The following is a 21,656-nucleotide window of genomic DNA, read 5'->3' on the forward strand; positions in this document are numbered from 1 at the left end:
CCGCCACGGCCCGCTAGGTTGCGACCGTGTCGCGACGCGAGTGGGTGTTCCTCGTCCTGTTCGTGCTGTCGATCGCCGCGGCGGGGGCGGCCCCGATCGTGGTGGACAAGCTGACCTCGCCGGAACCGGCGCCACCCCCGCCTGCGGCGCCACCGCGCACCCCGTGCCCGGACACCGCTGACGGCGAACCGAAGCACCCGACGGAGTACACCGACCGCGCCGCCGCGTACACGGGTCCCGGCCCGCACCCGATGGAACTGGTGACCCCGGTGCTCGACGTCGACGGCGTGTACCAGTACTACGGCCCGGACGACCGCGGCCTGCCGCTGGAATGGCAGGCGGACGAGGAGAACGAACGGCAACTGGTCGTGTGCGAGTACGCCGTGTCGGCGGAGCCGGTGGTGCGCAGCTGCGAGTACCTGGGCAACCGCTGGGTCCAACTCGCCCCGGCGACCTACCGGTACCGGGTCTTCGAGGCGCGAACCTCCCGGGCGGTCAAGGACTTCACCCTGCACAGCGGCGAAGCCTGCCCGGGCAGCATCGAATACCGCGAAGGCGACAGCCCGCCTGCGCGCGTCCTGGAAAGCGTGAAGTTCACCGAGCTGGAGAAGGCACTGCGCCCGATCGTGGACCCGTGAGCTCCTGACAGCACGTCGTCGCCATCGTCGATCATCCGCGCGTCCAGCACCGGCCGCAGGCGCGTCACGGTCTCGGCCACGGACGTGCCACCGACGGACGGCGCTCCGTCGGGAAGCCGCCCTGAGATGGGATCGAGCTCCGATGTCGCGTGCGTCTGGACGAGCTCCTCCGCTGTCGGAAGCGCTTCGAGCCGCTGCCGCCCCAGCTCGAGATCGAGCCGATGCCGCCGCCAGGCCATGACCATGTGGAGCAACCGCTGCAGTCCCCACAACGCGCCGAGCCCGTAGGCCACTGGCGCTGAACGTTCCGCGAGGTCGTCAGCACCGCGACCCTCGGGCTCCCCAACCGCATCCGCCGGATGAGCAGCAGGGACGAATCGACCGCGTTCTGGGCTGCTGAGTTCGTACAGGTATTGGTACCCGCCGGGGCTACCCGATGTTGTGCATCACGTGCTTCACGCGCGTGTAGTCCTCGAAGCCGTACATCGACAGGTCCTTGCCGTACCCGGAGTGCTTGAACCCGCCGTGCGGCATCTCCGAGATGAACGGGATGTGCGTGTTCACCCACACGCACCCGAAGTCGAGCGCCGCCGTCATGCGCATCGCGCGGCTGTGGTCCTTCGTCCACACCGACGCCGCCAGGCCGTACTCGACGCCGTTCGCCCACGCGATCGCCTCCTCCTCCGAGGAGAACCGCTGCACGGTGATCACCGGGCCGAAGACCTCGTCCTGGATGATCTCGTCGTCCTGTCGCAGGCCGGACACCACGGTGGGGGCGTAGAAGTAGCCGCGGTCGCCGACCTGCGAACCGCCCGCCCGCAGCGACGCGTGATCGGGCAGCCGGTCGACGAAACCGGCGACCCGGGCCAGCTGGTTCGCGTTGTTCAGCGGTCCGTACAACACGTCCGGGTCCGACGGCGGGCCGGTGCGCGTGGCACGTGCCTGCGCGGTCAGCTCCGCCACCAGCTCGTCGTGCACGCCCGGGCCCGCGAGCACCCGTGTCGCCGCCGTGCAGTCCTGGCCCGCGTTGAAGTACCCGCCCACCGCGATCGCCTCGGCGGCGGCCGCCAGGTCGGCGTCGTCGAACACCACGACCGGGGCCTTGCCGCCCAGTTCCAGGTGCACCCGCTTCAGGTCGGCGGCCGCGGCCTGCGCCACCTCGCGGCCCGCGCGCACCGAACCGGTGATCGACACCAGCGCGGGCGTCGGGTGCGCCACCAGCGCGCGGCCCGTGTCCCGGTCACCGCACAGCACGTTGAACACGCCCGCCGGGAAGAACTCGGCCGCGATCTCCGCCAGCAGCAGCGTCGACAGGGGCGTCGTGTCGGACGGCTTCAGCACGACCGTGTTGCCCGCCGCCAGCGCGGGCGCGATCTTCCACACCGCCATCATCAGCGGGTAGTTCCACGGCGTGACCTGCGCGCACACCCCGATCGGCTCGCGGCGCACGTAGCTCGTGTGGTCCGCCATGTACTCGCCGGCCGACTTGCCCTCCAGCACCCGTGCCGCGCCCGCGAAGAACCGGAAGTGGTCGACGGCGGGCGGCATCTCCTCGTCGGCGGTCAGCTGCCGCGGCTTGCCCGTGTTCCGGCACTCCGCATCGAGCAGGTCCTCGGTCCGGGCCTCGAGCGCGTCCGCGAACTTCAGCATCGCGAGCTGGCGTTCCCTCGGCGTCGTCGTCCGCCAGCCCTCGAACGCCTTCGCCGCCGCCCGCATCGCCTGGTCGACGTCGGCCGCGCCGGACCGCGGCGCGGACGCGAACACCTCACCGGTGCTCGGGTCGACGACATCGGTGTACTCGCCGTCGGCGGGGTCGGTCCAGGTGCCGTCGACGAAGTTCCGCAGAACACGCTTCTCGGTCATGGCTGCCATCTTCGCGACTGAATCCGTAGCAGACAAGTCGTTCGACAACTATTTCAGCGGCCGATCACCCGCGTTGCCGCGTCACCGAACGCGAACGGGGACGGCTCGCACTCGGCGATGAAGTCCGCGGGGAAGCCCCGTTCGAACCGGGCCGCCGACGCCAGCGCGGTGACCGCGTCGGCGGGCAGCACGAGGTCGAGCCCGCGCAGGTTCTCGGCCAGTTGCTCGGCGCTGCTCACGCCCACCAGCGGCAGCACGGCCGACGACCTGGCCCGCAGCCACGCGAGCGCAACCTGGGCTGGGGTCGCGCCCAGCTCGTCGGCGACCGTGCGCACGGCGGTCGCGGCGGCCTGCTCCCTCGGCGTCAGCTCGCGGACCCGGGTGGTCCCGCCGGACAGCGCGCCCGCCGCGAGCGGCGCCCACGCCGCGACGCTCATCCCGAGCGCCTCCGCCATCGGCAGCAGCTCCCGCTCGACGTCGCGCCGCAGCAGGTTGTACGGGACCTGCAGGCCGGCGAACGGGGTCCAGTCCCGCCACTCCGCGAGTGTGTTCGCCCGCGCGACGAACCACGCCGGCGCGTCCGAGATCCCGGCGTAGAGCACCTTGCCCGCGCGCACGACGTCGTCGAGCGCGCGCATGGTCTCCTCGACCGGGGTGTGCCGGTCCCACAGGTGCACCCACAGGATGTCGACGTAGTCCGTCCGCAGCCTGCGCAGGCTCCGCTCCAGCGACAGCACGAGGTTCTTGCGGTGGTTGCCCGCCGCGTTGGGGTCGGCGGCGTCGCGGGAGAGCGTGTACTTGGTGCCGATGACGAACCGGTCCCGGCGTTCGACGACCGCGCCGAGCACCTCCTCGCTCTCGCCGTACGCCGACGCGGTGTCGAGGACGTTGCCGCCGGCGTCGGCGTACACGTCGAGGACGCGCCGGGCCTCCCGCTCGTCGCGCAGGGTCATGGTGCCGAGGAGGATCTCCGAGACGCGCAGGCCGGTCCGGCCGAACAGTCGATAACGCATGACCGCCACCCTGACCTGCCCGTCCGCGCACAGGGAGACCGTGGCAGGGCCCCTCTAGACTCGGCGATCATGGCCGACAACGCACTGGGCCGGTTCCTGCGTGCCCGGCGGGAAGCGACCACACCCGCGTCCGTGGGGCTGCCCACCGGACCGCGCCGCCGCACTCCGGGGCTGCGGCGCGGGGAACTGGCGGCACGCGCGGGTATCAGCGTGGAGTACCTGACCCGCCTGGAACGCGGCAGTGACCGCTTCCCGTCCGGTCAGGTCCTGGGTTCGCTCGCCGACGCGCTGGCCATGACCGCGGACGAACGCGTGCACCTCTACCGCCTCATCAAGGCCGACAGCGGTGCGCAGTGCAAGCAGGCGGCCGGTGCGCCGGTGTTGCGGCCCACGGTCCGGGCGCTGCTGGACCGTCTCGGGGCGACGCCCGCGTACGTTGCCGACCCGGCCGGTGACGTCCTCGCCTGCTCGGACGGCTTCCGCGCCCTCGCCGGGCCACTCGGCCTGCTGGACGAGGAGCGCCCCAACCTCGCGCGCTACGTGTTCGCCGACGCCCGCGCGCGGACCGCGTTCCCCGACTGGGCGGAGGTCGCCGACCGGCACGCGGCCGCCGTCCGCGCCGCCGCCGACCTCGGCGACCTCGCGGCGGGCGCGCTCGCGGTGGAGCTGTCGATCACGGCGGGCACCGAGTTCGCCGACCGCTACGAGGCCGCGTCGGCGCTGCCCGCGCAGACCGGCGTCGAACGGTGGGGTGCGCGGCGGCTGGCCTACGAAACCCTCGCGCTGCCGGGCCCTGACGAGCACCGCGTGGTGGTCCTCCTGCCCGCCTGACCTGCGGAAACCAAGATTGTCGGTGGGTGCGGCCACGCTCGTCGCACGTTCGTTCCCACGGGAAGGAGAATGCCGGTAGATTCGAACACATGAACGAATGCAACTGGATGCGCCGATGAGCGATCGTCGGCTCTGGCGGGTGCGGCGGCTCCCGCGCAGAGGCGTGGCGGTGGCGTCACTGGCGTCGTTGGTGGTGGCCGCCGGGGTCGCCGCACCGGCGGTCGTCGCGCCCGCGACGGCGATGGGACCGGCCGCGGGGTCCGCAGGGGGACCGGCCATGGGCTCGTCCTTGCGCTCCGCCACGGGCTCGGGGCCGGCGCTGCGCGCGTGCGAGTGGGCGCCGGACGTGCTCCCGCTGCCGGACGACGCCTACTACGGCCGCGTGACGGCGGGTGCGGGCGAGTGGCTGGCCGGGATCGCCGGCACCGACGGCGTGAACGAGGCGGTGCGGTGGCGTGCCGGTGAGGTCGAGCCGCTCGGGGCGGCGTTCGGCCTGCACACGGCGGTCACCGCGGTGAACGAGGACGGCGTCGTGGTCGGCACCGTGACCGGACCGGACCGGACGCAGCACGCGTTCCGCCACCGCGGCGGCCGCTTCGAACGGCTGCCGGAGTCGGGCGGCTCGTCGACGGCACTGGACGTCAACGCGCGCGGGGACGTGGTGGGCCACGACGGCAGCAGGCTGGTGGTGTGGCCCGCGACGGGGCCACCGCGTGTCCTCGCCATGCCGGCGGGGGAGGCGCCGTACGGCAGGGCGGCCGTGGACGACGACGGCGTGGTCGCGGCCCGCACCGGGTACGTCGCCGACGGGGCGCTGCGCTGGCACGGCTACACGTGGACACCGGACGGCACACGCGTTCCGCTGGCCGCGGGGGACGTGCAGGACCTGCGGCGGGGGCAGGTCGTCGGCGCGCTGGGCGAGCCGCAGGGCGTGACCAGGGCGGCGGGCTGGCGGACGGGCGACGAGCCGCGCGTGTTCCTGGGCGGTGCGACGGCGGTGGCGGTGAACGACGACGGCGTGGTGGTCGGCGAGGGCCGTGACGGCGAGCCGGTGCTGTGGGACGGCGCGCTGCCGGCTCCGCTGCCGACACCGCCACGGCACGTGACGGGTGCGGTCACCGCGCTGAACGACCGCGAGGCGGGCGGCTTCGCGATCCCGAGGGACGGCGACGGTGCGGTCCCGCTCCGGTGGGTCTGTCGTTGACCCCTGCCCCGGCCGGCCGCACCCGGCCGGGAGGGCCTGACATCATGCGTGCCGTGTCGAAGGCCTTGTCGAGCAGGACGATCGTCTGGTGGGCGGTGGGCCTCGCGGCCACGGCGGCGGTGGCGGTCACGGTGCTGTGGCTGTTCCTGGGCGGCGGTGACCCGGCGTCCGTGCACCGCCTGGACGCGCTCAGGACGGCGGCGAGCCTGGTGATCGGCGCGGGCGGCGCGGCGGCGTTGCTGCTCGCGGCCCGGCGGCAGCGGTACGTCGAGCTGGACCTGGAGCAGAAGGAACACGACGCGAACGAGCGCCGGATCACCGAGCTGTACGGCAAGGCGGCCGACCAACTGGGCAGCGACAAGGCACCGGTGCGGCTGGCGGGCGTGTACGCGCTGGAGCGCCTGGCGCAGGACGAGCCGAGGCACCGCCAGACGGTCGTGAACCTGCTGTGCGCGTACCTGCGGATGCCGTACACACCACCGAAAGCGGAGCCCGAGCCGACGGAGACCGCGGCGCAGGAGCAGCTGGTCCGCCTGACCGTGCAGGACGTGCTGGAAACCCACCTGCGCCCGGCGGACCCGGACCGCTTCTGGCCGGACATCGACCTGACGATCACGGGCACGACCTTGGAGTTCTTCTGGTTCCGCGAATGCCGGGTGCGCCGGGCGAGCTTCCGCCACACGACCTTCCGCGAGATAGCGGCGTTCCGCGACGCGGAGTTCACCGAGACCGCCGACTTCCACCGCGTCCGCTTCGCAGGCACCGCGGACCTCCGCCGCGCCGCTTTCGGCCCGCGCAGAGCCAACTTCCGCAACGCGTCCTTCACGGGCGACGTCGACTTCGGCGACGAACCCGCGGCGGGCCGGACCGTCGACCTGACGGACGCGACCGCCTCCGCCACCGCCGACCGCAACTGGCCGAGGGGCTGGCGGGACGAACCGGCGGACTCCCCGGACGAGGTGCGGGTGATCCCGGAAGTGTGACGCGCGGGGTCAGCGCCTGGCCTGCCGTTCGGTCGTGATGTGGCCGCGGGACCGATCCGGTGTTGTCATGCCGGGTCGAGGTTGCGGCTGGTGGCTCGTCAGTGTTCGGCGGACCATTCGATTGTGGTGTTGCCGGGTTCGAAGGTGATTGTCGCGGCGTGGTCGGTGGCGGCTTGTTTCGGCAGTGCCGGGTCGTGGGGTGCCGGGTCGGTGACGCTCACTCGCAGGTTCGTGTCGGTGGTCGTGATGTGGCCGGGGGACGAGTCCGGTGTTGTCATGCTGGATCGAGGTTGCGGCTGGTGGCTCGTCAGTGCTCCGCCGACCACTCGATCGTGGCGTTGCCGGGTTCGAAGGTGATCGTCGCCGCGTGGTCGGTGGCGGCTTCCTTCAGCAGTGCCGGGTCGTGGGGCGCCGGGCCGGAGACGCTCACCCGCAGGCTCGTGTCGGTCGTCGTGATGGTGATCGTCGTGGCGGCCGCGTACAGCGGGAGCACGTCGTTGAGGAACGTCTCCAGTGCCATCGGCGCCGCGGTGTCCGCCGGGCCGCGCACCACCGGCGGCCCGGCCAGTTCGGGCTCGACCGCGGTGAGCACGTCCGCGATGGACCGGTCGCCGTCGAAGACGCGGGAGCGCAGTTCGTGCAGCACGCGGTCGACGTCCGCCGTCACCGCGCGCAGTGCCGCGGCCGCCGACGGGTGGCGCGCCGCCGTCGACTGCAGGGACAGGCTGATGCCGAACAGGTCCCTGATGGTCGTCGCGCCGAGGTCCTGCGCGATGCGGTCCGCTTCGTGGAGGCGGGCGATCTGCTCCGAGGTCCGCGCGGCGCGGGCGCTCTCCCGCACCACGCGCTGCCGCATCGACTCGACCGCCTGGCCGACCATGACGACCTCGGCGGGCCCGGCCGCCGCGACCGGACGGGACACGTCGCCCGCCGCGACCGCGCGGACGTTCGAGACCAGGTCGTTCACCGGGCGCACGAGCGAACGGCGCACCAGCGCGATCATCAGGCCGCCGATCACCAGCGCCATGCCCGCGCACACCAGGGTCACCACGTTCGCCAGCGACTGCGCGTCCGTCCACGCCTGCACCACCACGGCCGTGCGGCGGTCGATGTGCTGCTGCAGCGACGTGAGCAGGCCGCGCAGCGCGTCGAAGCGGGCCGTGTCGGTCACGGCGACGGTGGCCGCGCCGCGCAGCGCGGGCGTGGCCACGGTCCGTTCCCACTCCGCCGCGGCCTGGGTCACCGACGTCAGGAGCCTCGTGCCCGCCGGGTCGTTCGCCAGCACGGTGCGCAACCGCTCGCCCGCGGTCGCCGCCGTGGCGCGGCCGTCGTCGTACGGCCGGCGCAGCCCGTCGCCGCCGAGCTGGACGCCACGCACGCCGGTCTCCATGTCGACGTACGCCTTGGCGAGCGCGGCGGCCGACGCCTGGGCGGGTCGCAGGGTGCCGCGGATCTCGCCGCTGAGGTCGGCGACGCGCTGCCTGCTCGTGGTCGTGGCCGCGACGGCGATCAGCACGAGCAACACCAGGCCGCCTACGAGTACGTAGAGGCGCCATCGGAGCGTGCGCGGACGCATGGATCGATCGTAGTTACCGTGCGCGAGCGCACAACCGTTGCGTCGCAAGGGAAACAAACGTCAACTCCCCATGGTGGGAAATGCCCGGACCAGCTTTCCGCTACGGTGGCGGTCATGAACCGGCGCGCGGTGGTCACAGGGCTGCTCGTCGCGCTGCTCGCCGTCTTCGCGACGGCCACCCCGGCACATCACGAACCGGGCACGCTGGCACCGCACACGGTCGCGTCGACGGCGGCGCCGAGCCTACCGGCACCGCTCACGACGCCGGAACTGCCGTTGGCGGGCGCGGAGACCGCGGAACACCCGCCGCTCGCGCCGCGGCAGGCCCCCGTCACCGCCGAGCCGGCGCCCCTCCCGCGCGCCGACCGCCGCCCCGCGACGGACCGCGCACCCCCCGCACGAGCCTGACGCGGCGCGCCGCAAGCCTCTGACCTGCGAAAACGCGCCGCCCAGTACGTACCTAGACCCCCACCCATTCCCGGGGGCCACCCGCCATGCCAGTCTACCGGTAGGTACCGACAATTTCCGGATCTGGCGTCTGGCTGTGGACAACCGGGTGGGTTGTGGACAACTCCTCGTGCGAAGGAAACCCCGATGTCACGCCAGATTCCGTGGCGGGGCCGTGCGCTGCTGTCGTTCGCCGTGCTCGCCGCCGCTTTCTACCTCGTCCTCACCGCCACGCCACGGCTCGGGCTCGACCTGCGTGGTGGCACCCAGCTCGTCCTCGAAACCCACGACTCGCCCACCGTCGTCGCCGATGCCGAGAGCACCGACCGGACGCTCGAGATCCTGCGCCGCCGCGTGGACGCGCTCGGGGTCGCCGAGCCGAACCTCCACCGCAGCGGGGAGCGGCGCATCGTCGTCGAACTGCCCGACGTGCAGGACCCGGCGGAGGCCGCCGAGGTCATCGGGCGGACCGCGGCCCTCACGTTCCACCCCGTCGTCCTCGACGGGGGCACCGCGCTGACCGCCGAGAGCGGCGAGCCCATCCGGGTCGGGCCCGCCGCGCTCGACGGCAGCGGGGTCGCCAACGCCCGGTCCGGGCCGGACCCCAACGGGACCGGGCGCGTGGTGTCCGTCGAGTTCCAGGACGGCGGCGAACGGGCGTGGGAGAAGCTCACCGCCGAGGCCGCCTGCGCGCCGGCGGGTGACCCGCGCCGCCGCGTCGCGATCGTGCTCGACGAGAAGGTGATCTCCTCGCCGCAGGTCGACCCGTCGATCGCCTGCGGGGTGGGCATGCTCGGCGGCGCCACCGACATCACCGGCCGCTTCACGCAGGCGGAGGCCGCCGACCTCGCGTTGCTGATCAACGCGGGCGCGCTGCCGGTGCCGGTCGAGATCGTCGAGCAGCGGACCGTCGGGCCGACGCTGGGAGCCGAGGCCATCGACGTCAGCGCCCGCGCCGCGGTCGTCGGCCTCGTCCTCGTCTCGCTGTTCCTGATCGCGGTCTACCGGCTCGCGGGACTGGTCGCCGTGTTCGCGCTCGCCGGGTACACCGCCGTCTCCTACGCCGCGCTGGTCGCGATCGGCGCGACGCTCACCCTCCCCGGGCTCGCCGGGTTCGTGCTCGCCATCGGCATGGCCGTCGACGCGACCGTGCTCGCCTACGAACGCGCCCGCGAGGAGTACAAGGGGAACCTGCCCTCGGCGGCGGACCGCGGGTTCCGCGGCGCGCTGTCCGCGGTCGTCGACTCCAACGTCACCACGCTCCTCGCCGCCGGACTGTTGTTCTGGCTCGCGTCCGGGCCGGTGCGCGGGTTCGGCGTCACCCTCACGATCGGCGTGCTCGCCTCGATGTTCACGTCGCTCGTCCTCACCCGGGTGCTCGCCCACCTCGCCATGACCCGCGCGGCGCCGCGGCTGAGCGGGCTCGCGCACGAGGGCCGTGTGCGGCGGTGGATCCGCGGCCGCGACACCGGTTTCCTCGCCGACCCGAAGCGCTGGCTCGTCGGCGCCGTCGCCGCGGTGCTGGTCGCGCTCGCCGGGCTCGTGTTCGTCGGGCCGCGGCTCGGCGTCGAGTTCACCGGCGGGCGGCTGTTCGAGTACACGACCGCAGCGAGCGTCGAGCAGGTGCGGGACGCGGTGGCGGACGCCGGGTTCGACGACGCCGTGGTGCAGCAGTCGGGGGACGGTGTGTCCGTGCGCACCGAGCCCCTCGACGAGGCCGGTGCGAACCGGGTCGCGGCGGCCGTCGCGTCGCTCGGGCCCGCCGACGAGGTGCGGGACGAGCAGGTCGGCCCGAGCCTCGGCGCCGAACTGCGGGACAAGGCGCTGCTCGCGCTGGGGCTCGCGGTCGCCGCGCAGCTCGTCTACCTCGCCATCCGGTTCGACTGGCGGCTCGGCCTCGCGACCGTGCTGGCGCTCGCGCAGGACGTCCTGCTGCTGCTCGGGATCTTCGCGTGGTTCGGCAAGACGATGGACGGCGTGTTCCTGGCGGCGCTGCTGACCGTGATCGGCTACTCGGTCAACGACACGGTCGTCGTGTTCGACCGCGTCCGGGAGCTGCGCGGGCGGCGGCCGTTCGCGCACGTGGTCGGCGACGCGGTCCTGCAGACGCTGCCGCGCACGGTCAACACCGGCATCGGCGTGCTGTTCGTGCTCGGCGCGCTGCTGGTGCTCGGCGACGGGTCACTGGCCGACTTCGCGCTCGCGTTGCTGCTGGGGCTGGTGATCGGCACGTTCTCGACGGTCGTCACCGCGGGCCCGGCGGCGATCATGCTCGACCGCAGGTGGCCGGGCGCGGGCAAGCGCAAGCCGGTGCGCAGGGAACGGGAGGGAAGTGGCGCGGTGGTGTGAGGCGATAATGGCCGCGTGAGTTTCGACCTCGCGGCGCTCGCCGCCCCGGCCGACGCGGAGGCCGCGCGCGAGATGTACGCCTCCTGCACCCGTGACGACCATGCCGACGCCGAGTTCGACGTGCGGATCGCGCGTTTCCACGAGGCGCTGGCCGGGATCTTCCCCGACCACGCGCCCGCGCCCGACTCCCCGTGGGCGGAGACGCCGCTGGCACTGGGCGCGGACCACGTCCTCATGCGACTGCGGACGGACCCGGTCGGCGAGCAGGCGATCGAGAAGATCATCGCGCTCGCCGACCAGCACGGCCTGACCCTGCACGACCCGCAGTCGAACGAGACGTACCTGCCGCGCCGCCGCTGACATGAAAGGCGCGTTCAGGGCCCGACCACGTCCTGGACGCGCCTTTCAGGACATGCGGACGCCGGGGAGGGTGCGCTCGCCGACGGGGGTGCGGGGCTGCCTGCGCGCGGCGAGGCGCTGGCGCATGGCCTTCGTCGTCTGCTTGTCCAGTTCCTTCGTCCACTTGAGCATGGCGGGCGGGGTGTCCCAGCCGATGATGCCGACCAGGTTGCCGTTGGTGACGTAGCCGGTCACGCGCCTGCCGACCATCGCGGGGCTGGCGAGCTGGATGCGGTCCTTCGCGAGCGCGGGCGTGCCGGCGCCCTGGATCCGCATGCCGTGCTGGTCGGTCCAGAAGCGGGGGAGCGGCGTGTACGGCTTGGCCTTCTCCTGCCCGGCGAGCAGGTTCGCGGCGGCGGCGCGGCCCATCTCCACGGCGTTCAGCCAGTGCTCGACGCGGCGGGGTGCGCTGTCGAAGCGCAGGTTGGGCCACCGGGCCGCGTCGCCGGCCACGACGATGTCCTGGGTGCCGATGGCGTGACAGGTCGGCCCGCACATCACGCCGTCGTCGATGATCATGCCGGAGCCGCGCAGCCAGGACACGGCGGGCACGCTGCCCACCGCGAGCACGACACAGCCCGCGAACACGACCTGCCCGGTGGTCAGGTGCATGGCGATCCCGTCCGGCTGCGGCACCCAGTGGTGCACAGCGGCGTTCGTCACCACCTGCACGCCGTTGGCCTCGTGCAACGCGTGGACCGTGCGGCTGAAGTCCTCGCCGGGCACGTGCCGCAGCAGCGACGAGCCGCGCACGACGATCGTCGCGTCGCGGCCCATCGAGCGGGCCGCCGACGCCACCTCGCACGCGACGAAACCGCCGCCGATCACGGCGACCGGGCCGCGGGTGCGGGTCATGGTCTTCTGCAGCGCCACCGCGTCGGCGACGGTCCGCAGGACGTGCACGCGCGGGTCGTGGCGCGGCGCGCCGGGCAGGTGCCGTGCCTGGGCGCCGGTGGCGATGATGAGGCCGTCGTAGCGGATCTCCTCGCCGCCCGGCAGGTGCAGCAGGTGCTCGTCCGGTTCCAGGTGCGACGCGCGGGTGCCGTACCGCCAGATCGCGTCGATCGTGGTGAGCACGGGCAGCCGCAGGTCGCGGGGCCGCATCCGGCCGGTGAGCAGCGGCTTGATCAGCCCCGGCCGGTGGTAGGGCCGGTACGGCTCCTCGCCGACGATGACGAGCTCGCCGTCGTACTTCAGCTCCCGCAAGCGCTCGGCCGCGCGCAGACCCGCGGGTCCGGCGCCGACGATGACGATTCGCTCGGCCATCTACCGTCTCTCCTCCAACGCGATCGCGAGGGTGGGACAACTGCGCACCGCCGCCTTGGCGACGGCGACCGCGTCCACGGGCACGGACCGCTGGTAGCGCAGCCCGCCGTTCGGGGTCAGCTGGAACAGCGCCGCCGCCTCGTCGGCACAGATGCCGAAGCGGCGGCAGCGGTCGTTGTTCACGCTGATGCGGTACCGGGACTTCTTCGTGGCGCTCATGGCCCGTCCTCCGCGAGTCCGGCTGCTTCCAAGGTCTTCGCGGGCACGAGCCGCAGCAGGATCACCGTCACCGCGGGCACGAGCAGCGTCAGCCCGCCCAGGTACACGGCCGACAGCGTGCCGCGCGCCAGTGCCTGGAAGAACGCGTGCAGCACGCCGAGCACGAACGCCGGGTACGCGAGCCGGTGCAGCCACAGCCACCGCCAGTAGCTCGTCCACCGCTTCAGCCCCACCGCGATCGCGGCCGTCAGCATGCCCTCGAACGCGAGGATCCCGAACGTGTCGCGCAGCGCGCCGCGGAACGGGATCAGCAGGTCGGCCGCCGGGGTCGGGGTCGACAGCAGCAGGAACGAGAGCCCGTGGACGAACGCGAACGTGAGCGTGATCGTCGCGAGCACCTGGTGGGACGCGCGCAGGGCGTGCCGTCCCGTGAGCCGGTCGAACCAGCCCGTCGAGACCAGCACGCCCCACGTGAGCGTCAGGCACATGAGGGCGTACGCGAGCCGTGCCGACAGCACGGACAGCTCGCGTACGCCGTCATCCGCGTTCGCGGCGAGAACTAGCATCGCCGTCCGGTGTTGACGCAGCGCACGACCTGGTTCATCAGGCGGTCTCCCATCACGTTCACGAAGTCGTTGTGGTCGGTGAGCGGGTTGTGCTTCTCCGCCGGGAACGCGTCGAGCGCGAACACCTTGCCCCTCGGGATGTTGTACTTCAGCGTGATCCGCAGCTGCGGGATCGGCTTGAAGCCGGCCGGGCAGGCGCCGTTGCGGTCCGCGAACGCGAGGTGCGTGCGGTGGTTCGCGCTGTCGGTGTTGCCGTCGTTGCAGCCGGGGAAGTCCGCGATCCGGACGGTCTGGCTGCCGCGCGGGCACAGCGGGTACTTCGTGGTGATCCGGTTCTCGAACCCGGTGCAGGTCCACTTCGCGTTGGCGTTCGCCCCGCCGTTGGTCGACGACTTCGCGTCACCGGTGAGGATGCGGAGGAACTGCGGCGCCGGGGTCACCTTCTGGCTCGGGTTGCCGCGGAACTGGATCGACACCGACGCGGGCAGCAGCGGGTCGCCCACGTTGTGCGCGTTCAGCGGGTCCACGGCCGTCGAGCCCGCGTTGCGGATCCGGATGATCGGCCAGAAGTAGGCCGACTTGTCGCCGTTGGTGCAGGTGGTGCCGCCGGCGGCCAGGCTTTCGTTGCTGGAGAACCCGTCGGTGGTCAGGTTGCCGACGTAGTCGTGGGTGTGCTGGGCGCCGTTCACGTTGCCCGGCGCGGCGATCATGTTCGCCGAGTTGTTGTGGCCGTTCTCGTTGCGGCCGCACCGCACCGTGAACGTGCCGGACGAGCCGCCGCGGCGGGTCCTCGGCTGGGCGGCCAGGTTCGACCGCGGGACCTTGCGGATGTCGATGAAGTCCTGGGGGAACGGGCCGAGCGGGTCCTCGCACTCCTCGTCGCCGAACTCCGGCAGGATCGCGCCGCGCGGCGCGGCGGGCGCCTGCTCGGACGGCCGGGGGCCGCCGTAGTCGGGCGGCGTGCCGCGGCCGGGGTGGCCGTTCAGCGACACCAGCTGGTCACCGCCGAAGCCCATGGGCTCCTCGGTCTCCGAGGTCTCCGTCGCGGTGCCGGTCGCCGTCTCCGTCGCGGTGTTCGTCGCCGTGTCCGTCGGCGTCTCGGTGGCGGTGTCCGTCGCGGTGTCCGTCGCCGTCTCGGTGGCGGTCTCGGTGGCGGTCTCGGTCGGTGCGGTCTCCGGCGGAGCGGTGTCGGACGACGGCGGTGCCTCCGTGGTCGTCGTGCTCGGGGGCGCGCTGGCCGTGGGTGGCGGCGGCAGGCACGACTGGCTCACTTCGGCGGCGCTGCGCTGGTCCTGGTCAGCCAGTGCGCTGCCGTAGATGCCGATGCCCACCATGGCACCGAACACCGTCACGGCGGCGGTACCCGCGACGACCAGGCGTTTCCGGTTGTACCGCGGGTTCTTGTGTCGACCCATCGTTGGTATGCCTCATTTCGTGTGTGCTCGGGACTCAGCGCGAGCGCGCGAATCGCACCAGGCCGACGGTCAGTCCGGCCTCCGCCATGCAGATCAGGGCGATCAGCGATGCGCTGATGCCACCGTCCGCGGTGCTCGTGCTCGCGACAGGCGTCACCTCGGGTGTCGAGGTCGCCGGTCCCAGTGCTGGTTGGGTGGTCGACGCGGCGCGCGCCGGCTCAGGTGGCGCGCCGTCCGTGACCAGCCCGGTGTTGTCCAGGTCGGTCATGTGCCCGTCGACCACGTCGTTGACCAGGGAGGCGAACGCGCGGACCTCGTCGTCCCAGCTCCCGGCACGGGCGTGCGCCGCGACGAGGAACAACTCGCCGAGCGCGCCGCGCAACCGGTTGACGAACGCGAGCTCGTAGTCCGCGCCGGACAAGCCGCCGAGCTCGTCGAGCCGGCTCTGTTGTTCCGCGTCCGCCTGGTCGGGCAAGGTCAGCTCGAGACGGGTCGCTATCGCCCCGGCCTCGTCGTCGAGCGTCGTCAGGTCGTCGGCCAGCCCCCGGCCGATGTCCCTCAGTTCCGCGTTGTCCGCTTGTTCTTCTGCCTGCCGCCGCGCCGGTATCGCCCACAGGCCGGTCTTCCGCACGCTGATCAGGAACGCCTCGTCGGTGACAGGGCCGGCGGGGGCCTCCGCGTCGTTGTCCGGCTGCGCGGCGGGGGAAGCGCCACCGGACAACGACGGGAGGCCGGACGCGGCCGGTACGCCGGCCCCGGAGGCCGCGCAGGCCAACGGGGTGAGCAGCACCAGCAGCGTCACCGCCACGACACGACCGAGCCGTCCTCCCTCCATAGTGGACTCAGGCGTCGCTCGCGGAGGTGCGGCGATCGAGAGGGGCGATCCCCGCGACCTCCGCGAGCCGGTCGCATCGGGTGCTCATGAGTTTTCCTTTCTGCGCAAGGACTTCGCTCCGGACACCAGCACGTGCGGTCACCAGCAAATACGGACACGTGAGAATCACGGTTCAATCACAGCGGGGAAACAAGTGTGACCTGGGTCACTTCACTTCTGGTACCCGATGGGGCAAAGATGTCCGCCGTGAGCCGGCGTCCAAGATTGGAAGTCGTCGGCGCGGACGACGCCTCGGACAGACACGAGGCGTTGGTCAGGATGCTCTACCGAGAGTTCGGCGGAGCGTTGTTCGGTCACGTACTGTACCTGACCGGCAACGACAGGCAATGGGCCGAAGACGTAGTGCAAGAGACCTTGGTCCGCGCCTGGCGCAACGCGGATCGATTGGACCGCGAGTCCATCGGCGTACGCGCGTGGCTGTACACGGTGGCGCGCAACCTGGTGATCGACGGCAGGCGCAGTTCGAACGCGCGCCCGCACGAGGTCGATCCCACGCCGCTGGAGACCATGACCATCCCTGATGATTCGGAGAACTCCTTGTCCGCCATGGTGATCGCCGACGCGCTGCAGGCGTTGAGCCCCAAGCACCGCGAGGCACTTGCCGAGACCTACCTGCGGGACCGCACCATCGAGGAGGCAGCCAAGGTTCTTGGCGTGCCCCAGGGAACGGTGAAGTCCCGCGTCTACTACGCGCTGAGAGCGTTGCGGAACGCTCTCGAGAAGGAATGACCGGAAGACAAACCCGAACAGCCCAGAACGAATAGCCCATTCGGCGCTGCTGAGCCGGCACGCCGAATGGGCTATTCCTTTCGGTAACACCTCTTTTTACATGATCGAATTCACGAGCAGCGGGAACGAGCGGTGCAGGGCCCGCTCCCAGTAGGGCCACGTGTGCCTGCCGGGGCCGTAGAAGTCGGTCTGAACCGATACGCCCTTGTGCGCCAGGCGCTCCGCGACGGCGACCGTCTGCTCGCCGAGCAGTTCCTCGAGGCCGTCGTGCGTCGCGCCCGGCGGGTCGAGCGGACCGGGTTCGCCGTTGCCGGTGGACAGGTACACCCGCACCCCGCGCAGCTTCCTGGCCAGGTCGTACGGGTTGTGCGCGGCCCAGATCCGCGCGTCGGCGACCGGGTCGCCCCACAGCGCGAACGGGTCGTACCCGTACGCGGAGACGATGCCCATCACCAGGTCCGTGCTGCGCGGCCCCTGGTAGGTCGGGTGCACGACACCGCTGTAGGACGCGGCGGCGCGGAAGAAGCCGGGGTGGCGCGCCGCGTAGGACAGCGCGCCGAAGCCGCCCATCGACAGCCCGGCGACCGCGCGGTGGCTGCCCGACCGGTACTCGCGTTCGACGATCCGCCGCAGCTCGGTGAGGTGGAAGGTCTCCCACGCGGGGCCGTCGAGCCAGTTCGAGTAGAACCCGGCCGGACCCCCCTCGGGCATCACGATCAGGACGTTCGTCCGTGCCGACAGCTCCTCGACGTCGGTCTTGTCGGTCCAGCTCCGGTAGCCGGTGTCACCGTCGCAGCACCCGTGCAACAGGTACAGCGTCGGCCACCGCGTGTGCGGCCTGCGGTCGAAGTCGGGTGGGAGCAGCAGCCGCACACCGACGTCGTGACCGACCGCCGGGGAGTGCACGGTCAGCTCGACCAGCCGGTCGTCGAGCTGCTGTCGCGAGACGATGTACGCCCCGGCGCGCTCGGCGGCGGCCGGGAGGGTGAGCACGGTGCTGAACACCAGCACCAGCGCCAGCAGGAATCCCTTGAGACGCACGGTGACCTCCTTGTCGTCACCGGAAGTCAACCCGCCGTGTCTCCTGGTGGTCAACAAACCGGTTGCGACCAGGCCGTACGGTGATCGACGTGGAGCGGATTCTGGTCACCGGGAGTGCGGGGCACCTCGGGGAAGCGCTGGTGCGGGTGCTGTCCGGGCAGGGCCGCGACGTGGTCGGCCTCGACGTGAAGGCGTCGCCGTTCACGTCGGTGGTCGGCTCGATCACCGACCGGGACGTGGTGCGGGCCGCGCTCGACGGCGTCACCGCCGTCCTGCACCCCGCGACCCTGCACAAGCCGCACGTGGCGTCCCACAGCAGGCAGGACTTCGTCGACACCAACGTCACCGGCACGCTGACGCTGCTGGAGGAGTCGGTGGCCGCGGGCGTCGGCAGCTTCGTGTTCACCAGCACGACCAGTTCGTTCGGCCGGGCGCTGTCGGGGTGGATCACCGAGGACGTCGTCCCGGTGCCGAAGAACATCTACGGCGTCACGAAGGTCGCCGCGGAGAACCTGTGCGAGCTGGTGCACCGCGACCACGGCCTGCCGGTGGTGGTGCTGCGGACGTCCCGGTTCTTCCCGGAGGAGGACGACCGCGACGAGGTCCGCACCGTGTACGAGGACGCGAACCTGAAGGCCAACGAGTACCTGTACCGGCGCGCCGACATCCAGGACATCGTCGACGCGCACCTGCTGGCGCTGGCGAAGGCGCCGTCGATCGGGTTCGACCGCATGATCGTCAGCGCGACCACCCCGTTCACGTCGTCCCAGGTGGCGGCGTTGCACGGGGACGCGGCGTCGGTCGTGGCGTCGCTGTTCCCCGAGCAGCCCGCGCGGTACGCCGAGCGCGGCTGGCGCATGTTCGACGAGATCGACCGGGTGTACGTCAACGACCGCGCCCGCTCGGTGCTGGGGTGGCGGCCGAAGTACGACTTCGCGCACGTGCTCGACTGCCTGCGCGCCGGGACGGACTTCCGCAGCCCGCTGGCACTCGCGGTGGGCGCCAAGGGGTACCACGACGAACCGACGGGCGTGTACACGGTGCGCTGACCGCTGCCCTTTCGGTCGTGCCGTTCGCGTCGCCGCGTTGGTTGGCTCTGGTCGTGTTCCCCGCCAACCGCCGGTCGGCGCTGCGCACGGCCCGCGCGGAGGCGATGGCGCGGATCAGCGAACTCGGCGCGCGTGTCCTGGCCGACCCGTCGGACACGGCGCTCGCCGAACGGCTCGCGACCGCCCGTCTCCTCTACGACCAGGCGGCGACGCCCGCGGCGCTCGCCGAGGTGAGCGCACTGGTGGCCGAGACGGTGCCGGAGGCGCCGCCGCGCCCGCTGCCGCGCAAGGACCCGCGGCGCGCCCGCAGGCGTTCCCGGCGGCGCGGCCGGCCCGCCGGTGTGCCCGCGCGCCGGTTCCGTCCCGCGGCGCCGCGGCAGGAGCTCCCGGCCGTGCCCGCCGGCTGGTGGCGCCGCCCGCTGCTGGTGGTGGGCGCGTTCGCGGTCGTCCTGTTCGCCATCGCCACGAGCGAGGCGGGCTCGGACGTCGTCGCGCACCGGATCGCGGTGACGGTGGCGGAGGTCGGTCTCGGCGCGGCGGTCCTGTGGCTGCTCCTGCGCGCGTGGCCGGTGCTGACCGCGTACCGGACCCGGCGCGCCGCGGTGGAGGCGCGGTTGAACGAGATCGCGGCCCGGGTCATGGACCCGGCGCCCGCGACGTCGCCCGAGGAGGCCAGGGAACGCGCCGACGAGGCCAAGCGGTACGTGCTCCTCCTGCACAGCTACGACACGCGACCGCTGGCGGAGGTCGAGCGGCTGCTCGACACCCCGTGATGCTCAGGTGGTCGCGGGTTCCGGCGGCGGCAGGAGGTCCAGGAAGCGCGCCAGGCTCTCCCGGTTCCCGGTGAGGCGGACGTCCCCGCACTCGACCGCCTCACCGAGTTCTCTGTCGCGTGCGAGCAACGCGGTGAACGTGGCCCGGTCGGTCTCGACGACGGCGTCCGGCCGGTCGAGTTCGCCGCGGGCGATGTCGACCCCGTCGGCCGACACGGACACCCGGAACTCGTCCTCGCCGACGCGCACCTGGAAGTCCGCGGTGACGCCCTGACCGTCCGCCGGGGCGTACAGCGTCTTCAGCGCGAGCATCAACGAGTCCGCGTTCACCTCGCTGCCGGGCCGCAGGGACGGTGACCGCACACCCCAGCGCCCGAGGCTGGTGAGCACCGGGTCCAGTTCCCTGCCCCACTCGGTCAGCTCGTACACCCAGGTCGCGGCGGGCGGGGGCAGCTTGCGCCTGCGCACGACACCCGAGTCCTCCAGTTCGCGCAGGCGCTGGGACAGCACGTTGGGGCTCGCGCCCGGCAGGCTCGTCCGCAGGTCGGTGAACCGCTTCGGGCCGAACAGCAGCCCGCGGACGACCAGCAGCGCCCAGCGCTCGCCCACGAGGTCGAGGGCGTGGGCGACCGCGCACCCGTCGTCGTACTTGCGCCTGGTGGCCATGCACGCACTCTACCAGCGGAGGTTCTGTTATCGACCATCATGGTTGCTTTTTAGGACTAGATACTCCTATGGTGCTACCTCAAAGTTCGTTGAAAGGACCAAGGTGCACATGAGCAACCGGCGGACAGAGGTGAGCCCGGGCAGGGCCAACCTCGTCCTGGCCACGCTGTTCCTGGGGATGTTCGTGCTGGGCAGTGGCGAACTGCTCGTCGTCGGCGTGCTGGACCTGATCGCCGCCGACCTCCGGGTGACCGTCCCCGAGGCGGGCGCCCTCGTGACCGGCTACGCGCTCGGCCTCGCCGTCGGCGGGCCGGTCCTCGCCGCGCTGACGATCAGGCTGGACCGGAAGGCCGTCCTCGTCGGCACACTCGTGCTGTTCGCCGCGGCCAACGTGGTCGCGCTGCTGACCACCGGCTACGCCGTGTTCCTCGTGGCGCGCGTCCTCATCGGCGCGTTGCAGGGGCTGTTCATCGCCACGTCGTTCATCGCGGGCATGTCGGTCGTCCCGCCGGAACGCATGGGCAAGGCGATCGGGATCGTCGTCTCCGGCGTCTCGGTGTCCACGGCGCTCGGCGTCCCGCTGGGCACGCTGGTCGGCCAGACCCTCGGCTGGCGCGGCTCATTCGCGGCGATCGTGGCGATCACCGCGGTCACGCTGATCGCGACGGTGGCGCTGGTCCCGTCCGTGCCGCCGTCGGGTGGCGGTGCGGGACACCAGGCGAGGTACGCGTTCGCCCCGAGGGTGCTCGCGGTGCTGTTCCTGAACTTCATCGTGTTCGCGACGACGTTCGCGGCACTGACCTACCTCGTGCCGTTCCTGCGGGACGTCACCGGTGTCTCGGGCGCGGTGCTGAGCGTGTTCCTCCTGGCCTACGGGGTGGCCACGGCGTTCGGCTCGTTCAACGGCGGCCGGTTCGCCGACCGCGACGCCGCACGGACGCTGATCGTCGGGGCGCTCGGCATCGCCGTCTCCCTGCTGGCGCTGTACTTCGCCGGCTCGACCGCGTGGCTCGTCGTGCTCGTGCTGCTCGCCTGGGGCCTGTCCGCCTACGCCATCGTGCCCTCGTTGCAGGTCCGGGTGATCAGCCTGGCCGGCCCCGGCGGCCAGCTCGCGCAGTCGCTGCCCGTCTCCGCCGCCAACGTCGGCATCGCGTTCGGCGCGTTCGCGGGCGGTGTCGCGATCGACGACCACGGCGCGCGGGCCACCGTCGTCACCGGCGTGGTCCTCGCCGTCCTCACCGTCGCGGTCGCCTGGGGGACCAGCTTCCTGAAACCACCGGTCGTCGAGACGCCCACGACCACCGACGCCGTACCCGCGTAACACCCACACAGAAGGAGAACCGACATGACGACCCTGAAGCCCGGCAGCATGCTGCTCGGCACGACCCGTCCCGCCGAGCTGCGGGCCTGGTACGTCAAGGCCCTCGCGCCGGAGACCACCGGCGACGGCGCGCTCGACCTGGGCGGCTTCCTGCTGGTCATCGACGGCCGGGACGACGTCGAGGCGAAGAACAACGAACCGGGCCGGGTGATCCTGAACTTCCACGTCGACGACTTCGACGCGGTGGCCGCCCAGCTCGACGCGGCCGGCGTGGCGTGGATCTCGGTCGAGGACCGGGAGAAGGGCAGGTTCGGCACGTTCGCCGACCCCGACGGGAACTACCTCCAGATCATCCAGTGGAAGTAGCGCGCTGAGAACGGGCCCGGCCGGTGCTTTTCGCCGGCCGGGCCCCT

General features: G+C 72.2%; 23 protein-coding genes. 12 read left to right on the plus strand and 11 right to left on the minus strand.

Features of this window, described 5'->3' with window-relative positions; all coding sequences use genetic code 11:
- Nucleotides 1-26: 26 nt before the first annotated feature.
- Nucleotides 27-638, plus strand: a complete 612-nt coding sequence (locus ACYQ77_RS39905) for a hypothetical protein (RefSeq protein WP_459721767.1) — start codon at nucleotides 27-29, stop codon at nucleotides 636-638.
- A gap of 429 nt (nucleotides 639-1,067) precedes the next feature.
- On the opposite strand, the gene ACYQ77_RS39910 is transcribed toward ACYQ77_RS39905, so the two are convergent.
- Nucleotides 1,068-2,501 carry a gamma-aminobutyraldehyde dehydrogenase gene (locus tag ACYQ77_RS39910; RefSeq protein WP_459721768.1) on the minus strand — a complete coding sequence of 478 codons (1,434 nt, stop codon included), beginning with the start codon at nucleotides 2,499-2,501 and terminating at the stop codon, nucleotides 1,068-1,070.
- A gap of 53 nt (nucleotides 2,502-2,554) precedes the next feature.
- Nucleotides 2,555-3,514: an aldo/keto reductase gene (locus ACYQ77_RS39915; RefSeq protein WP_459721771.1), complete on the minus strand. Its 960-nt coding sequence runs from the start codon at nucleotides 3,512-3,514 to the stop codon at nucleotides 2,555-2,557.
- Between the two features lie 69 nt (nucleotides 3,515-3,583).
- Between ACYQ77_RS39915 and ACYQ77_RS39920 the strand changes: the two genes are divergently transcribed.
- From ACYQ77_RS39920 to ACYQ77_RS39930, 3 genes are all read left to right on the plus strand, one after another.
- The gene (locus ACYQ77_RS39920; protein ID WP_459721773.1) at nucleotides 3,584-4,345 is read left to right on the plus strand and encodes a helix-turn-helix domain-containing protein; all 762 of its coding nucleotides are present in this window, start codon (nucleotides 3,584-3,586) and stop codon (nucleotides 4,343-4,345) included.
- A gap of 115 nt (nucleotides 4,346-4,460) precedes the next feature.
- Nucleotides 4,461-5,549, plus strand: coding sequence for a hypothetical protein (locus ACYQ77_RS39925; protein WP_459721774.1), 1,089 nt, complete (start codon nucleotides 4,461-4,463; stop codon nucleotides 5,547-5,549).
- A gap of 44 nt (nucleotides 5,550-5,593) precedes the next feature.
- The gene (locus ACYQ77_RS39930; protein WP_459721777.1) at nucleotides 5,594-6,532 is read left to right on the plus strand and encodes a pentapeptide repeat-containing protein; all 939 of its coding nucleotides are present in this window, start codon (nucleotides 5,594-5,596) and stop codon (nucleotides 6,530-6,532) included.
- A 98-nt stretch (nucleotides 6,533-6,630) separates the two neighbouring features.
- On the opposite strand, the gene ACYQ77_RS39935 is transcribed toward ACYQ77_RS39930, so the two are convergent.
- Entirely contained in the window at nucleotides 6,631-6,753 is a 123-nt protein-coding gene (locus ACYQ77_RS39935; RefSeq protein ID WP_459721778.1) for a hypothetical protein, read from the minus strand.
- An 86-nt stretch (nucleotides 6,754-6,839) separates the two neighbouring features.
- Nucleotides 6,840-8,108: a CHASE3 domain-containing protein gene (locus tag ACYQ77_RS39940; protein WP_459721780.1), complete on the minus strand. Its 1,269-nt coding sequence runs from the start codon at nucleotides 8,106-8,108 to the stop codon at nucleotides 6,840-6,842.
- A 114-nt stretch (nucleotides 8,109-8,222) separates the two neighbouring features.
- Between ACYQ77_RS39940 and ACYQ77_RS39945 the strand changes: the two genes are divergently transcribed.
- The 3 genes from ACYQ77_RS39945 (at nucleotide 8,223) to ACYQ77_RS39955 (ending at nucleotide 11,264) form a co-directional block, all read left to right on the plus strand.
- Complete coding sequence (locus ACYQ77_RS39945) at nucleotides 8,223-8,516, plus strand: hypothetical protein (protein ID WP_459721783.1); 294 nt, start codon at nucleotides 8,223-8,225, stop codon at nucleotides 8,514-8,516.
- Nucleotides 8,517-8,702: 186 nt separating this feature from the next.
- Nucleotides 8,703-10,904 carry a protein translocase subunit SecD gene (gene secD / locus ACYQ77_RS39950; protein WP_459721786.1) on the plus strand — a complete coding sequence of 734 codons (2,202 nt, stop codon included), beginning with the start codon at nucleotides 8,703-8,705 and terminating at the stop codon, nucleotides 10,902-10,904.
- Between the two features lie 15 nt (nucleotides 10,905-10,919).
- A complete protein-coding gene (locus ACYQ77_RS39955) occupies nucleotides 10,920-11,264 on the plus strand; it encodes a hypothetical protein (protein WP_459721787.1) in 345 nt (114 codons plus the stop codon).
- A gap of 45 nt (nucleotides 11,265-11,309) precedes the next feature.
- Here ACYQ77_RS39955 and ACYQ77_RS39960 read toward each other — a convergent pair whose 3' ends face one another.
- The 5 genes from ACYQ77_RS39960 to ACYQ77_RS39980 are packed head-to-tail and all read right to left on the minus strand — an operon-like array spanning nucleotide 11,310 to nucleotide 15,577.
- A complete protein-coding gene (locus tag ACYQ77_RS39960) occupies nucleotides 11,310-12,569 on the minus strand; it encodes an NAD(P)/FAD-dependent oxidoreductase (RefSeq protein WP_459721789.1) in 1,260 nt (419 codons plus the stop codon).
- The gene (locus ACYQ77_RS39965) at nucleotides 12,570-12,788 is read right to left on the minus strand and encodes a ferredoxin (protein WP_459721791.1); all 219 of its coding nucleotides are present in this window, start codon (nucleotides 12,786-12,788) and stop codon (nucleotides 12,570-12,572) included.
- A complete protein-coding gene (locus ACYQ77_RS39970; protein ID WP_459721794.1) occupies nucleotides 12,785-13,354 on the minus strand; it encodes a ferric reductase-like transmembrane domain-containing protein in 570 nt (189 codons plus the stop codon). Before ACYQ77_RS39970 ends, ACYQ77_RS39965 begins: the two co-directional genes overlap by 4 nt.
- Entirely contained in the window at nucleotides 13,348-14,769 is a 1,422-nt protein-coding gene (locus tag ACYQ77_RS39975) for a DUF1996 domain-containing protein (RefSeq protein ID WP_459721797.1), read from the minus strand. The genes ACYQ77_RS39970 and ACYQ77_RS39975 overlap by 7 nt, the downstream gene beginning before the upstream one ends.
- A gap of 34 nt (nucleotides 14,770-14,803) precedes the next feature.
- Nucleotides 14,804-15,577, minus strand: coding sequence for a DUF4142 domain-containing protein (locus ACYQ77_RS39980; protein ID WP_459721799.1), 774 nt, complete (start codon nucleotides 15,575-15,577; stop codon nucleotides 14,804-14,806).
- A 264-nt stretch (nucleotides 15,578-15,841) separates the two neighbouring features.
- Between ACYQ77_RS39980 and ACYQ77_RS39985 the strand changes: the two genes are divergently transcribed.
- Complete coding sequence (locus ACYQ77_RS39985; RefSeq protein ID WP_459721801.1) at nucleotides 15,842-16,393, plus strand: sigma-70 family RNA polymerase sigma factor; 552 nt, start codon at nucleotides 15,842-15,844, stop codon at nucleotides 16,391-16,393.
- Between the two features lie 96 nt (nucleotides 16,394-16,489).
- Here the strand turns inward: ACYQ77_RS39985 and ACYQ77_RS39990 are convergent, their stop codons facing one another.
- The gene (locus tag ACYQ77_RS39990; protein WP_459721804.1) at nucleotides 16,490-17,434 is read right to left on the minus strand and encodes an alpha/beta hydrolase; all 945 of its coding nucleotides are present in this window, start codon (nucleotides 17,432-17,434) and stop codon (nucleotides 16,490-16,492) included.
- Nucleotides 17,435-17,523: 89 nt separating this feature from the next.
- On the opposite strand from ACYQ77_RS39990, the gene ACYQ77_RS39995 reads away from it, so the two are divergent.
- The gene (locus ACYQ77_RS39995) at nucleotides 17,524-18,483 is read left to right on the plus strand and encodes an NAD-dependent epimerase/dehydratase family protein (protein WP_459721807.1); all 960 of its coding nucleotides are present in this window, start codon (nucleotides 17,524-17,526) and stop codon (nucleotides 18,481-18,483) included.
- Between the two features lie 17 nt (nucleotides 18,484-18,500).
- Nucleotides 18,501-19,256 (plus strand): hypothetical protein, encoded by a 756-nt coding sequence (locus tag ACYQ77_RS40000; protein WP_459721808.1) that lies wholly within the window; start codon nucleotides 18,501-18,503, stop codon nucleotides 19,254-19,256.
- Nucleotides 19,257-19,259: 3 nt separating this feature from the next.
- Here ACYQ77_RS40000 and ACYQ77_RS40005 read toward each other — a convergent pair whose 3' ends face one another.
- A complete protein-coding gene (locus ACYQ77_RS40005; RefSeq protein WP_459721810.1) occupies nucleotides 19,260-19,922 on the minus strand; it encodes a winged helix-turn-helix transcriptional regulator in 663 nt (220 codons plus the stop codon).
- A 109-nt stretch (nucleotides 19,923-20,031) separates the two neighbouring features.
- Here ACYQ77_RS40005 and ACYQ77_RS40010 point away from each other — a divergent pair, with 109 nt between their 5' ends.
- Both ACYQ77_RS40010 and ACYQ77_RS40015 read left to right on the plus strand, forming a co-directional pair.
- Complete coding sequence (locus tag ACYQ77_RS40010; protein ID WP_459721813.1) at nucleotides 20,032-21,243, plus strand: MFS transporter; 1,212 nt, start codon at nucleotides 20,032-20,034, stop codon at nucleotides 21,241-21,243.
- Between the two features lie 24 nt (nucleotides 21,244-21,267).
- Nucleotides 21,268-21,609: a VOC family protein gene (locus ACYQ77_RS40015; RefSeq protein ID WP_459721816.1), complete on the plus strand. Its 342-nt coding sequence runs from the start codon at nucleotides 21,268-21,270 to the stop codon at nucleotides 21,607-21,609.
- The last annotated feature ends 47 nt before the right edge of the window (nucleotides 21,610-21,656 follow it).

The organism is Actinophytocola sp. KF-1 (assembly GCF_054661535.1).

Coding starts and splice junctions, on each gene's coding strand:
- ACYQ77_RS39910 (WP_459721768.1), bottom strand. CDS start 2,501: ATGACCGAGAAGCGTGTTCTGCGGAACTTCGTCGACGGCACCTGGACC.
- ACYQ77_RS39915 (WP_459721771.1), bottom strand. CDS start 3,514: ATGCGTTATCGACTGTTCGGCCGGACCGGCCTGCGCGTCTCGGAGATC.
- ACYQ77_RS39920 (WP_459721773.1), top strand. CDS start 3,584: ATGGCCGACAACGCACTGGGCCGGTTCCTGCGTGCCCGGCGGGAAGCG.
- ACYQ77_RS39925 (WP_459721774.1), top strand. CDS start 4,461: ATGAGCGATCGTCGGCTCTGGCGGGTGCGGCGGCTCCCGCGCAGAGGC.
- ACYQ77_RS39930 (WP_459721777.1), top strand. CDS start 5,594: ATGCGTGCCGTGTCGAAGGCCTTGTCGAGCAGGACGATCGTCTGGTGG.
- ACYQ77_RS39940 (WP_459721780.1), bottom strand. CDS start 8,108: ATGCGTCCGCGCACGCTCCGATGGCGCCTCTACGTACTCGTAGGCGGC.
- ACYQ77_RS39945 (WP_459721783.1), top strand. CDS start 8,223: ATGAACCGGCGCGCGGTGGTCACAGGGCTGCTCGTCGCGCTGCTCGCC.
- secD (WP_459721786.1), top strand. CDS start 8,703: ATGTCACGCCAGATTCCGTGGCGGGGCCGTGCGCTGCTGTCGTTCGCC.
- ACYQ77_RS39960 (WP_459721789.1), bottom strand. CDS start 12,569: ATGGCCGAGCGAATCGTCATCGTCGGCGCCGGACCCGCGGGTCTGCGC.
- ACYQ77_RS39965 (WP_459721791.1), bottom strand. CDS start 12,788: ATGAGCGCCACGAAGAAGTCCCGGTACCGCATCAGCGTGAACAACGAC.
- ACYQ77_RS39970 (WP_459721794.1), bottom strand. CDS start 13,354: ATGCTAGTTCTCGCCGCGAACGCGGATGACGGCGTACGCGAGCTGTCC.
- ACYQ77_RS39975 (WP_459721797.1), bottom strand. CDS start 14,769: ATGGGTCGACACAAGAACCCGCGGTACAACCGGAAACGCCTGGTCGTC.
- ACYQ77_RS39985 (WP_459721801.1), top strand. CDS start 15,842: ATGTCCGCCGTGAGCCGGCGTCCAAGATTGGAAGTCGTCGGCGCGGAC.
- ACYQ77_RS40005 (WP_459721810.1), bottom strand. CDS start 19,922: ATGGCCACCAGGCGCAAGTACGACGACGGGTGCGCGGTCGCCCACGCC.
- ACYQ77_RS40010 (WP_459721813.1), top strand. CDS start 20,032: ATGAGCAACCGGCGGACAGAGGTGAGCCCGGGCAGGGCCAACCTCGTC.
- ACYQ77_RS40015 (WP_459721816.1), top strand. CDS start 21,268: ATGACGACCCTGAAGCCCGGCAGCATGCTGCTCGGCACGACCCGTCCC.